The organism is Microbacterium sp. PF5 (genome assembly GCF_004794315.1).
Taxonomy (GTDB): domain Bacteria; phylum Actinomycetota; class Actinomycetes; order Actinomycetales; family Microbacteriaceae; genus Microbacterium; species Microbacterium sufflavum.
The window spans coordinates 1-11,050 of record NZ_SSDQ01000033.1 but is presented as its reverse complement, the minus strand read 5'-3'; the positions used below and the strand labels follow the sequence as shown (position 1 = coordinate 11,050).

The 11,050-nt window shown below is 71.3% G+C and carries 11 protein-coding genes and 1 tRNA gene; 9 read left to right on the top strand and 3 right to left on the bottom strand.

Going from position 1 to position 11,050, the window contains the following annotated elements; all coding sequences use genetic code 11:
* Positions 1–2 precede the first annotated feature (2 nt).
* Positions 3–91: transfer RNA gene (locus DW297_RS01180), tRNA-Ser, on the bottom strand.
* Positions 92–249: 158 nt separating this feature from the next.
* Between DW297_RS01180 and DW297_RS01175 the strand changes: the two genes are divergently transcribed.
* On the top strand, positions 250–954 hold the full coding sequence (locus DW297_RS01175) for a potassium channel family protein (RefSeq protein ID WP_136028680.1): 705 nt from the start codon (positions 250–252) through the stop codon (positions 952–954).
* A gap of 15 nt (positions 955–969) precedes the next feature.
* Here DW297_RS01175 and DW297_RS01170 read toward each other — a convergent pair whose 3' ends face one another.
* Positions 970–1,974 (bottom strand): LacI family DNA-binding transcriptional regulator, encoded by a 1,005-nt coding sequence (locus DW297_RS01170; RefSeq protein WP_136028679.1) that lies wholly within the window; start codon positions 1,972–1,974, stop codon positions 970–972.
* Positions 1,975–2,121: 147 nt separating this feature from the next.
* On the opposite strand from DW297_RS01170, the gene DW297_RS01165 reads away from it, so the two are divergent.
* The 7 genes from DW297_RS01165 to DW297_RS01135 all read left to right on the top strand — a co-directional run bounded on the left by DW297_RS01165 (position 2,122) and on the right by DW297_RS01135 (position 9,393).
* Positions 2,122–3,639, top strand: a complete 1,518-nt coding sequence (locus DW297_RS01165; RefSeq protein WP_240744486.1) for a sugar ABC transporter ATP-binding protein — start codon at positions 2,122–2,124, stop codon at positions 3,637–3,639.
* Positions 3,636–4,655, top strand: coding sequence for an ABC transporter permease (locus DW297_RS01160; protein ID WP_240744485.1), 1,020 nt, complete (start codon positions 3,636–3,638; stop codon positions 4,653–4,655). Before DW297_RS01165 ends, DW297_RS01160 begins: the two co-directional genes overlap by 4 nt.
* Positions 4,652–5,761, top strand: coding sequence for an ABC transporter permease (locus DW297_RS01155; RefSeq protein ID WP_136028677.1), 1,110 nt, complete (start codon positions 4,652–4,654; stop codon positions 5,759–5,761). Before DW297_RS01160 ends, DW297_RS01155 begins: the two co-directional genes overlap by 4 nt.
* Positions 5,758–6,792 carry a rhamnose ABC transporter substrate-binding protein gene (gene rhaS / locus DW297_RS01150; RefSeq protein WP_136028676.1) on the top strand — a complete coding sequence of 345 codons (1,035 nt, stop codon included), beginning with the start codon at positions 5,758–5,760 and terminating at the stop codon, positions 6,790–6,792. Before DW297_RS01155 ends, rhaS begins: the two co-directional genes overlap by 4 nt.
* 54 nt (positions 6,793–6,846) lie before the next feature.
* Positions 6,847–7,230 carry an L-rhamnose mutarotase gene (locus DW297_RS01145; RefSeq protein WP_136028675.1) on the top strand — a complete coding sequence of 128 codons (384 nt, stop codon included), beginning with the start codon at positions 6,847–6,849 and terminating at the stop codon, positions 7,228–7,230.
* On the top strand, positions 7,227–8,393 hold the full coding sequence (gene rhaI, locus DW297_RS01140) for an L-rhamnose isomerase (RefSeq protein WP_136028674.1): 1,167 nt from the start codon (positions 7,227–7,229) through the stop codon (positions 8,391–8,393). Before DW297_RS01145 ends, rhaI begins: the two co-directional genes overlap by 4 nt.
* A gap of 148 nt (positions 8,394–8,541) precedes the next feature.
* A complete protein-coding gene (locus tag DW297_RS01135; RefSeq protein ID WP_240744484.1) occupies positions 8,542–9,393 on the top strand; it encodes an alpha/beta hydrolase fold domain-containing protein in 852 nt (283 codons plus the stop codon).
* Positions 9,394–9,415: 22 nt separating this feature from the next.
* Here DW297_RS01135 and DW297_RS01130 read toward each other — a convergent pair whose 3' ends face one another.
* Positions 9,416–10,144, bottom strand: coding sequence for an SDR family oxidoreductase (locus tag DW297_RS01130; protein ID WP_136028673.1), 729 nt, complete (start codon positions 10,142–10,144; stop codon positions 9,416–9,418).
* 146 nt (positions 10,145–10,290) lie between these two features.
* Between DW297_RS01130 and DW297_RS01125 the strand changes: the two genes are divergently transcribed.
* A partial coding sequence (locus DW297_RS01125) for a nucleoside/nucleotide kinase family protein (RefSeq protein WP_240744483.1) occupies positions 10,291–11,050 on the top strand: 760 nt, incomplete at its 3' end.

Here is an 11,050-nt window from a genome sequence, read left to right as displayed (position 1 = left end):
GGCGGAGACGAGGGGATTTGAACCCCTGGTCCCCGTAAGGGGACTCCACCTTAGCAGGGTGGTGCACTAGGCCGGACTATGCGACGTCTCCAGGCATCCGGCCCGAGAGCGCGGATGCACTCGACCAGTGTAACGGGTTCGACGTGCCCTGACGAACCGCGGGCACGGCCGCGCCTCCCGACCCGCGCGCGACCGGCTGGGATACTGGCCGCGCGCGGGAGTCACACCACCGCGACGGAGAGGATCGCCATGAATCCGCACCCGCACGTCGGCGCTTCCCTGGGCACCGAGGACAGCGCCTGGAGCTACCGGGCGGTCGGCTACGCGATCGTGCTGCTGCTCTTGGGCGTCTCGTACGGCCTGTGCGCCGCGCAGCCGAGCGCCGACCCGAGTCCGTGGGCGTTCCTGGTCATGCTCGCGACGGTCGCGATCGTGTTCCGCGTGACGGGCGCCCGTGCGCTCGTGCAGCGGGTGACGTGGGTCGTGCTGTCCACCGCGGGCGCGGCGGCCCTGCTGGCGACCTTCTTCGGCACCGGCAGTCCCGCCCTCGCCGTCGGGCTGTCCGCGGCCTCGATGGTGGCACTGCTCGTCGCACCGTGGGCGATCATCGCGCATCAGGTCACGCGACGCGGGCTCGACATCGAGGCGCTGCTCGCCGCGGTGACGGCGTACATCCTGGTGGGGATGTTCTTCGCCTTCGCGTACAACCTCGCCTCGCAGTTCCTGTCGCAACCGCTCTTCATCGGAGCGGAGACCGACTCGCTCGGCGATCAGCTGTTCTTCTCCTTCACCGCCCTCACCACGACCGGCTACGGCAACCTCATCCCCCGGGGCGCCGGCATGCAGGCCGTCGCGGTGGCCGAGGGCATCACGGGGCAGCTGTTCCTGATCACGGCGGTCGCCCGCATCATGCGCGGCGCGAGCGCCCAGCACCGTTCGTCGGCCTCAGCCTGACGGCATCGCCCGGGGTCACGCGCCGGTCGTGGAGCGCCGCGCCACCAGCTCGGGGCGGAAGAGCACGTGCTCGGGCTCCGGCGCCCGCTCCCCCTGACCCTGCAGCAGCAGATCGACCGCGGTGGAGCCGATCAGGGCAGCGGGCTGACGCACCGAGCTGAGCGGGATCACGGCGGCCGCGGCGAAGTCGATGTCGTCGTAGCCGATGATCGCGATGTCGTCGGGCACCCGGGCGTCTCCGGTCATCACGAGGCTCTGCAGCAGGCCGAGCGCGACGAGGTCGTTCGCCGCGAACACGGCATCCGGACGATCCGCCGGGGCGCGGCCGAGGATCCGCGACCCCGCCTGCCTCCCCTCCTCGACCGTGAGAGCGGCGGTCGCGAGGAACTCCAGGGCGACCCCGGCGTCGGCGGCCGCGGCCTGTGCCCCGCTGAGCCGGTCGGACACCTGCCGCAGCGACACGGGCCCCCCGACGAAGGCGATCCGCCGACGGCCGACCGCGAGCAGATGCTCCATGGCGATGCGGCCGCCCTCCACGTCGTCGACGGCGACCGAGGCGAAGCGCTCGTCCTGCGACTCCCGGTCGACGAGCACCGCGTGCGTGCCGCGCTCGTGCATGCGTGCCAGGCGCGGCAGCGACTCGGCCACGGGCGTCACCAGCACGCCCGTCACCCGCTGCTCCTCGAACAGGTCGAGGTGCATGGCCTCGCGCTCCTGCTTCTCGTCGCTGTTGGCCACCAGCACCGAGAGCCCGTGCTGATCGGCGCGCTCCTCGGCGCCGCGGATCACCTCAGCGAAGAAGGGGTTGCGGATGTCGAGCACGACCAGTCCGATGGTGCGGCTGCGTCCGGCACGGAGCTGCCTGGCCGCGTCGTTGCGCACGAAGCCGAGCCGATCGATCGACGCCTGGACCCTGCCCACCGTCTCGGCGGCCACCTTCTCCGGCCGGTTGAGGACGTTCGACACCGTGCCGACCGAGACACCCGCGTCCTCCGCGACCTCGCGCACGCTGACCGCCATCCGCGACCTCCCGTCCTCCGGCGTGTGAAACGACTCACATTCCGCTCGGGACTCACACTCTCATGCCGTCTTGACAGCAGTCAACACATCGCCTAATCTCATCTCCGACAGGGTTTGAAACGATTCATTCCCTCAATGGAGAGAGAAATGATGTCCTCACCCGCGACGGCGCCCGTGCTCGAGCTCGCCGGCGTCCAGAAGGCCTTCGGCTCGGTGATCGCCCTGCGCTCCGGCACGATCACGGTCGACCCCGGCTCCATCCACGCGCTCGTCGGCGAGAACGGTGCCGGGAAGTCCACGCTCGTGAAGATCGTCGCCGGCCTCTACCAGCGCGACGCCGGAACGTTCCGCCTGAACGGGGCCGACGTGGACTTCACCTCCACCGCCCAGTCCAAGGCAGCCGGTGTCGCCGTCATCTACCAGGAGCCGACGCTCTTCCCCGACCTGTCGGTGACCGAGAACATCTTCATGGGCCGCCAGCCCCTCGGACGCTTCGGCCGCATCGACCGGAAGGCCATGCGGCACGAGGTCGAGCGGCTCTTCACCCGCCTCGGCGTCACCATCGACCCCGACCGCCCCGCGGAGGGGCTCTCGATCGCCGACCAGCAGGTGATCGAGATCGCCAAGGCCGTCTCCCTCGACGCGGCACTGCTCATCATGGACGAGCCCACCGCCGCCCTGTCCGGCGTGGAGGTCGAGCGCCTGTTCGCGATCGCGCGCAGCCTGCGCGACGAGGGGCGCGGCCTCATCTTCATCTCGCACCGCTTCGACGAGGTGTTCGCCCTCTGCGACACCGTCACCGTGATGCGTGACGGCGCGTACATCGCCACCTCCGCCGTGGCCGACACCACGGTCGACGAGCTCGTGCGCCAGATGGTGGGACGCGAGGTCGCCGAGCTGTTCCCCAAGCAGGAGGCCGCGATCGGCGAACCGCTGCTCGAGGTGGAGGGCCTCACCAGCCCCGGGCTCTTCCACGACATCTCCTTCACCGTGCGCGCGGGCGAGATCGTCGGACTCGCCGGGCTCGTCGGCGCGGGACGCAGCGAGGTCGCCCGGGCCGTGTTCGGCGTGGACGGCTACCGCGAGGGCACGGTCCGCATGACCGGCCGGCGCATCCCGCCGCGGCGCCCCGTCGACGCCATGCGGGCGGGACTCGCGCTCGTCCCCGAGGACCGTCGCAAGCAGGGCCTCGTGATCGAGTCCGGCGTGGGCGGCAACATCACCCTCGCGATCCGCCGGCGTCTGGCCCGGCTCGGCCTGCTGACGACCGCGATGGAGAACCGGGCCGCCCGTGAGTGGGCCTCGCGCCTCGAGGTGAAGACGCACGCGCTCGACACGGTCGCCGCCACCCTCTCCGGCGGCAACCAGCAGAAGGTCGTCCTGGCCAAGTGGCTCGCGACGCAGCCCCGGGGGCTGCTGATCGACGAGCCCACCCGCGGCATCGACGTCGGCACCAAGTCCGAGGTGCACCGGCTGCTCTCCCAGCTCGCCGGCCAGGGCATGGGCATCCTCATGATCTCGTCGGAGCTGCCCGAAGTGCTCGGCATGGCCGACCGGGTGCTAGTGATGCGCGAGGGCCGCATCACCGCCGAGATCCCCCGCTCGGAGGCCACCTCCGAGAACGTCATGTTCGCCGCGACGCACGCATCGGAGCTCTCCTCGTGACCACCGCCATCCCCGTCTCCGCGCTCACCACGCGCATCTCCGGCATCGGCAGGGCGCGCGAGTTCGGCATCCTGCTCGCCCTGGTGCTCGTGATCACCGCCGCGACCCTCAACAACCCGAAGTTCCTGTTCAGCGCCGACGGCTGGCGCGACCTGCTGCTCACGCCCTCGATCCTCGTGCTCGTCGCGGTCGGTCAGGCCATCGTGCTCATCACCCGCAACGTCGACCTCTCCGTCGGCTCGGTCATGGGCCTCACGGCCTACCTCACCGGACGGCTCTTCATCGACGTGCCCGGCATCCCCATCGTGCTCGTCGTGATCGCCGCCGTCGTGCTCGGCGCCCTCCTCGGACTCATCAACGGCGCCCTCGTCGCCTACGCGAAGGTGCCCGCCATGGTCATCACGCTCGGCACGCTCTACGCCTACCGGGGCATCAACGTGCTGTGGACCGGCAGCGACCGCGTCAACGCCTCCGACCTCCCCCGCGACTTCCTGGCGCTGGGCACCGGACAGCTCCTGGGCATCCCGATCCTCGCGGTCGTCGCGGTGATCGTGCTCGCCGCGGCCGCCTGGTACCTGAAGAACACGCGCGGCGGGCGGGAGTTCTACGCGATCGGCTCCGACCCCGCAGCCGCCGAGCTGTACGGCCTGCGCGTCACGCGCCGCGTGCTGACCGCGTTCGTCCTGTCGGGTGCGCTCGCCGGGCTCGCCGGGGTGTTCTACGCGGCACGCTACGGCACCATCAACTCCCAGGCCGGAGCCGGATGGGAGCTCGACGCGGTCGGCGCCGCGGTGATCGGCGGCGTCGCCATCACGGGCGGCATCGGCTCGGTCTGGGGTGCGGCGATCGGAGCCGTGCTGCTGCTCACCATCAACCGTGCCCTGCCGATCCTCGGCATCCCCGACTTCTGGCAGCGCGCCGTCGTCGGCCTGCTCATCATCGGCGCCATCGTGCTCGACCGCGTGCTCGCGGTCCGGCAGAGACGGCGGCTCATCGAGGCGAGGGACCAGTCATGACCACCGCGACCACCACCACCGCGAGCGCCCGCGTCATCCGCGACTACGACAAGCCGCTGTGGCGCCGGCTGCTCCTCACGCGCGAGGCCGCGATCGTCGGGCTGCTGATCGTCGTGGCCGTCGTGGCCGCCACGAGCATCCGCGGCTTCGGTCAGCCGATCACCCTCACCTACCTGCTGCTCGACATCGCCCCGATCCTGCTGATCGCGCTGCCGATGACGCTGATCATGATCACGGGCGAGATCGACCTCTCGGTCGGCAGCATGGTCGGACTGTCCAGCGTGGTCACCGGAGCGCTCGTGCAGGGCGGCCTCCCGTTCGAGATCGCCGCGCTCGCCGCGCTCGCGGTCGGCATCGTCGGCGGCGCGTTCAACGGCTTCCTGGTGACCGTCGTCGGGCTCCCCTCGCTCGCGGTCACGATCGGCACGCTCGCGCTCTACCGCGGCCTCGCGGTGGGCCTGCTCGGCACGGCCGCCGTCACCGACTTCCCGGAGATCTGGAGCGACCTCGCGAAAGCCAAGATCGCCGGCACGCCCATCCCCGTCATCACCATCCCGTTCCTGGTGCTGGTGGCCGTGTTCGCGGTCCTGCTGCACTTCACCCCGTTCGGTCGCGGCGTGTACGCGGTGGGACTGTCGAAGGACGCCGCGCACTTCTCCGGCGTGCACGTCGAGCGCACCAAGCTCGTGCTCTTCGTGCTCTCCGGCGCGGTCGCCGCCTTCGCCGGCATCTTCTACACGCTCCGCTACGGCAGCGCCCGCGGCGACAACGCCACCGGCCTCGAGCTCCAGGTGATCGCCGCCGTCGTCCTCGGCGGGGTGTCCGTCTTCGGCGGTCGCGGCAAGATCTACGGCGTCATCGCCGCCGCCTTCCTCATCGGGGCGCTCGCGAGCGCGCTCCGCCTGGTGAACGTCACCTCCGACGTCATCAACATCATCACCGGCACGCTCCTCGTGATCTCGGTGGTGGCCGCAAGCGTCCTGGCCTGGCTGCAGAAAGCACGCCGCCGACCGGGCAGAACCCCCGCCGGTGCCGGCACCACAGCGCCAGGGGCACCGATGGACGCCGCGACCGCGGCATCCCCCGACGAAAGGAACGAACAATGACGTTTGCACGCAAGCGCGTGACCGCCTTCGCCGCCCTCGCGGTGGCCGCGGCGGTCGCCCTCACCGGCTGCGCCGGATCCGGCGACGGCGGCAGCGGCAGCGGCGGAGAAGGCGGCGGCGACGCCTCGATCACCTTCCTGCCCAAGAACCTCGGCAACCCGTACTTCGACACGTCCAGCGAGGGTGGCAAGAAGGCCGTCGAGGAGTTCGGCGGCACGTTCTCCGAGGTGGGACCGGCCGAGGCCACGCCCGACGCCCAGGTCAGCTACATCAACACCGCCACGCAGCAGGGCGTCGGCGCGCTCGTCGTCTCGGCGAACGACCCCAAGGCCATCTGCGACGCCCTGAACGAGGCCCGCGACGCGGGTGTCAAGGTCGTCACGTTCGACTCCGACACCAACACCGAGTGCCGCGACCTGTTCATCAACCAGGCCGACTCCGAGGGCATCGCGAAGGTGCAGATCGACCAGATCGCCGAGCAGATCGGCGGCGCGGGCGAGATCGCGATCCTCTCCGCCTCGGCCAACGCGACCAACCAAAACGCGTGGATCGACCTGATGAAGGAGTACGTCGCGAGCGACTACCCCGACATCACGATCGTCGAGACCGTGTACGGCGACGACGACGACCAGACGTCCTTCGACAAGACCGCGGCACTGCTGCAGAGCCACCCCGACCTGAAGGGCATCGTGTCGCCCACCACGGTCGGCATCGCGGCCGCCGCGCGCTACCTCTCCACGTCCGACTACAAGGGCACCGTGGCCCTCACCGGGCTCGGCACCCCGAACCAGATGCGCGAGTACGTGGAGGACGGCACCGTCACGTCGTTCGCGCTGTGGAACCCGGAAGACCTCGGCTACCTCGCCGCGTTCGCCGCCCACGCCCTCATCGCCGGAGACATCACCGGCAAGGAAGGCGACACGTTCGACGCGGGCGACCTCGGCGAGTACACGGTCGGCGCCGACGGCGTCGTGCTGCTGGGCGACCCGTTCGTGTTCGACGCCGACAACATCGGCGACTTCGACTTCTGAGTCGCCCGTCCGGCCGGTGCCGCGTGGCACCGGCCGGACACCGAAAGGACCCTCATGACCCGCGTGGCCTTCCAGCTCCAGGTGCGCCCCGAGCTGCTCGACGAGTACGTGGCCAGGCACTCCCCCGTGCGGCCGGAGATGCTGGCGGAGATCGCCGCCGCCGGACGACGCGACTACAGCCTCTTCCTCGGCGCCGGCGGCACGCTCTTCGGCTACTACGAGACCGACGACGACCGGGCGGCCCAGGCGTACCTCGCCGCGTCGCCCGTCGCCGCGCGGTGGGAGGCCGAGATGAGCCGCTTCTTCGTGGGCCTCGACGGCCGCCCCGATCAGGCCGCCACCTCCCTCACCGAGGTGTTCCACCTCGAAGACCAGCTCGCCGCGGCGAGCGCCACCGACTCCTCCGCCACCACCGACACCGAAGGCCGTGCATCGTGAGCATCCTCACCCCCGACATCCTCGCCGCGCTCGAGAAGCAGAGCATCGAGCTGCCCAGCTGGGCCTTCGGCAACTCCGGCACCCGGTTCAAGGTGTTCGGCACGCCGGGCACCCCGCGCGACCCCTACGAGAAGATCGCCGACGCCGCCCAGGTGCACGCGCACACCGCCCTCGCGCCGACCGTGGCGCTGCACATCCCGTGGGACCTGGTCGACTCCTTCGACGACCTGCGCCGTCACGCCGAAGACCACGGCGTGACGCTCGGCACCGTCAACTCCAACACCTTCCAGGACGACGACTACAAGTTCGGCGCGCTCACGCACGAGGACGCCGCGATCCGCCGCAAGGCCATCGACCACCACCTCGCGTGCATCGACGTCATGGACGCCACGGGCAGCCGCGACCTGAAGATCTGGCTCGCCGAGGGTTCCAACTACCCCGGGCAGGCCGATCTGCGCGGTCGTCAGGACCGCCTGCACGACTCGCTGCAGCAGATCTACGCGCGCCTCGGCGACGACCAGCGGCTCGTGCTCGAGTACAAGTTCTTCGAGCCCGCGTTCTACCACACCGATGTGCCGGACTGGGGAACGTCGTACGCCCAGGTGAGCGCGCTCGGTGACAAGGCCCTCGTGTGCCTCGACACCGGTCACCACGCGCCGGGCACGAACATCGAGTTCATCGTGATGCAGCTGCTGCGGCTCGGCAAGCTCGGCTCGTTCGACTTCAACTCCCGCTTCTACGCCGACGACGACCTCATCGTCGGCGCGGCCGACCCGTTCCAGCTGTTCCGCATCCTGTTCGAGGTGATCCGCGGTGGCGGCCTGAACAATCCCGACGTCGCCTTCATGCTGGACCAGTGTCACAACGTCGAGGACAAGATCCCCGGGCAGATCCGTTCCGTGCTGAACGTGCAGGAGATGACCGCGCGTGCCCTGCTGGTGGACCGCGAGGCGCTGTCTGCCGCGCAGCGCTCGGGCGATGTGCTGACGGCGAACGCCGTGTTCATGGACGCGTTCTCGACCGACGTGCGCCCGGCGCTCGCGGAGTGGCGCGAGTCGCGCGGCCTGCCGGCCGACCCGATGGCCGCCTACGCGGCGTCCGGGTACCAGCAGCGCATCGCGGAGGAGCGCGTGGGCGGCGTGCAGGCCGGCTGGGGAGCCTGACCCACCGGCGCGAACCGTCGCTCGTCTGCCATGCTCGACGCATGTCCTCCCCCGACGAGAAGCCCTCCCGCCGCGGCGCGATCATCGGTCTGCTGTTCTTCGTGATCGGCACCCCGCTCGCGGTCTGGCTGCTGTACACGGTGCTGCCGTGAGCGCGGACCTCCACATCGCCGACCGGGTGCTGGACGGACCGCACGGCGCGCTGCGCGTGCGCCTCTACACCCCGGCGTCGCCGACCGGCGCGGGTCTCGTCTGGGCGCACGGCGGAGGCTTCGCGGGCGGCGACCTCGACATGCCGGAGGCGGATGCGGTGGCGCGGGCCTTCGCGGCGCACGGCATCGTCGTCGTGAGCGTGGACTACCGCCTGGCGCCGATGACCCCGGACTGGACGAGCCGCCTGGGCTCGCCGGAGCGCGGCGGCATCCACTACCCGGTGCCGCACGACGAGATGGTCGCCGCGTTCCGCTGGGCCGTGTCCTCCCCGATCGCCGCGCGGGGATGGGCGATCGGCGGCGCGAGTGCGGGCGGCAACCTCGCCGCCGGCGCCGCCCTGCGACTGACCCACGACGGCGGACCGGTCCCGGGCCTCGCGGTCCTGGCCTATCCGACGCTCCAGGCCGTTCAGGACGCCCCCACCCGCGAGCTGCGCGCCCTGCTGGACGCGCAGCCGGACGCCGACGTCTTCACCGCCGCGTTCGTGCGCGGCATGTACGAGAACTATCTGGGCGGACCGCTGGACCGCGCCGACGTCTACGCGATCCCGGGGACCGCCGCGCCCGCGCAGCTCGCGGGCTTCCCCCCGACGATCATGGTCAACGACGAGACGGACGAGCTGCGCATGTCGGGAGAGGCCTTCGCGCGCGCCCTCTCGGCCGCCGGCGTCGACGTCGACGTGTCGACCGAGCCGGGCACCACCCACGGGCACCTCAACCGCCCGGACGCCCCGGCGTTCGCGGCCACCGTCGAGCGCTTCGCCGAGCGCCTGCGACAGCTTCCCTGAGGTGCCGGGCGCCGTGGCCGCCTCAGCGACTGGTGTAGCCGCCGTCGATGGGGAGCGAGACGCCCGAGATCATCGCGGCGCCGTCGCCCAGCAGGAAGACGATGGGCGCGGCGATGTCGTCTTCGGTGGCCCACCGGTGCAGAGGCATCGCGTCGAGGAAGGGACCCTCGATCTCGGGGCGTCCCCAGTACCAGGCCGACATCGGCGTCATCACCACGGTCGGGTTGACGCTGTTGACCCGGATGCCGTGGCCGCCCAGCTCGAGCGCCGAGACGCGCGTGATGTTGTCGAGCGCCGCCTTGGACGAGCCGTAGGAGATGTGCCCGGCGAGGGCGACGAGGCTCGCCTGGCTCGACACGTTCACGATCGCGCCGCCCTTGCCCCCGCGGATCATCTCGCGCGAGGCGTACTTGGTCACCAGCAGGGCCCCGCGCGCGTTGATGCTCATGACCCGGTCGAACACCGAGATGTCGGTGTCCATGGGGGTGGCGATCTCGCCGCCCCAGCCGCCGCAGTTGACGACGCCGTAGAGGTCGCGGCCCTCGATCGCCGCGCGGATCTCGCCCTCGTCCTCGAGGTCGAAGGCGAGCGGCGTGGCGCCGGTCTCGCGTGCGATGTCGGCGACGCTCTCCGCGGTGCGGCCCGCGGCGAGCACGTCGGCGCCGGCCGCGACGAGGTGGCGGACGGTCGCGCCGCCAATGCCGCCGCCGGCGCCGGTGACGAGGATGGTGCGGCCCTGGAATTCGGTCATGCGCGTCTCTCTCCATCGAGGGGTGTTGTCCGGTGCCCCGGGTCGCTTGACACCGGTGACATGGCCAGCGTAGCGTGCTCCGCAGTCGCCCACATCGTCCCTCGCCCTCCGATGCCCCGCGTCGACCACAGGAAGACCACGAAGCCGTGATCCAGACCCCGCCGCCCGCGCCCGACTCCGACGTCGCGCTCTCCGATCTCGTGGAACGGGCGCGGCGTCTCATCGCCGACGGCCGCCGCCGCATCCTCGGGATCGCCGGCACCCCCGGCGCCGGGAAGTCGACGGTGAGCGCCGCCCTCCTCGACGCGCTCGGGCCGCAGGCGGTGGTCGTGGGCATGGACGGCTTCCACCTCGCGAACGCCGAGCTCGTGCGCCTCCATCGCCGCGACCGCAAGGGCGCCCCCGACACCTTCGACGTCGACGGCTACCTCGCCCTGCTGCGGCGGCTCCGGGCCCCGGCCGACGGCGTCGTGTACGCCCCCGCGTTCGACCGCGGGCTGGAGGAGCCGATCGCCTCCGCGATCCCGGTCCCCGCCGACGTGCCGCTGATCATCACCGAGGGCAACTACCTCCTGCACACCGGACACGGATGGGAGCGCGTGCGCGAGCTGCTCGACGAGAGCTGGTTCCTCGACGTCGAGCCGGACACGCGCCGGCGGCGGCTGGTGGCACGACGCCGCAGCCACGGCCATCCCCTCGACGAGGCGACCGCGTGGGTGCGCGACGTGGACGAGGCGAACGCCGCCGTGGTCGAGGGGAGCCGCGCGCGCGCCGACCTCGTCGTGCGGCTCTCGTCACCCGCCGCCCCGGTCGCCCCGATCCACCATGCCGCCCGCGCGGCCGGGGTGGAGCACGTGATCGTGCTGCTCGCGTCGAAGCCGCTCGTGCTCCCGGCGTCGGCGCAGC

Coding starts and splice junctions, on each gene's coding strand:
- DW297_RS01175 (WP_136028680.1), top strand. CDS start 250: ATGAATCCGCACCCGCACGTCGGCGCTTCCCTGGGCACCGAGGACAGC.
- DW297_RS01170 (WP_136028679.1), bottom strand. CDS start 1,974: ATGGCGGTCAGCGTGCGCGAGGTCGCGGAGGACGCGGGTGTCTCGGTC.
- DW297_RS01165 (WP_240744486.1), top strand. CDS start 2,122: ATGATGTCCTCACCCGCGACGGCGCCCGTGCTCGAGCTCGCCGGCGTC.
- DW297_RS01155 (WP_136028677.1), top strand. CDS start 4,652: ATGACCACCGCGACCACCACCACCGCGAGCGCCCGCGTCATCCGCGAC.
- rhaS (WP_136028676.1), top strand. CDS start 5,758: ATGACGTTTGCACGCAAGCGCGTGACCGCCTTCGCCGCCCTCGCGGTG.
- DW297_RS01145 (WP_136028675.1), top strand. CDS start 6,847: ATGACCCGCGTGGCCTTCCAGCTCCAGGTGCGCCCCGAGCTGCTCGAC.
- DW297_RS01130 (WP_136028673.1), bottom strand. CDS start 10,144: ATGACCGAATTCCAGGGCCGCACCATCCTCGTCACCGGCGCCGGCGGC.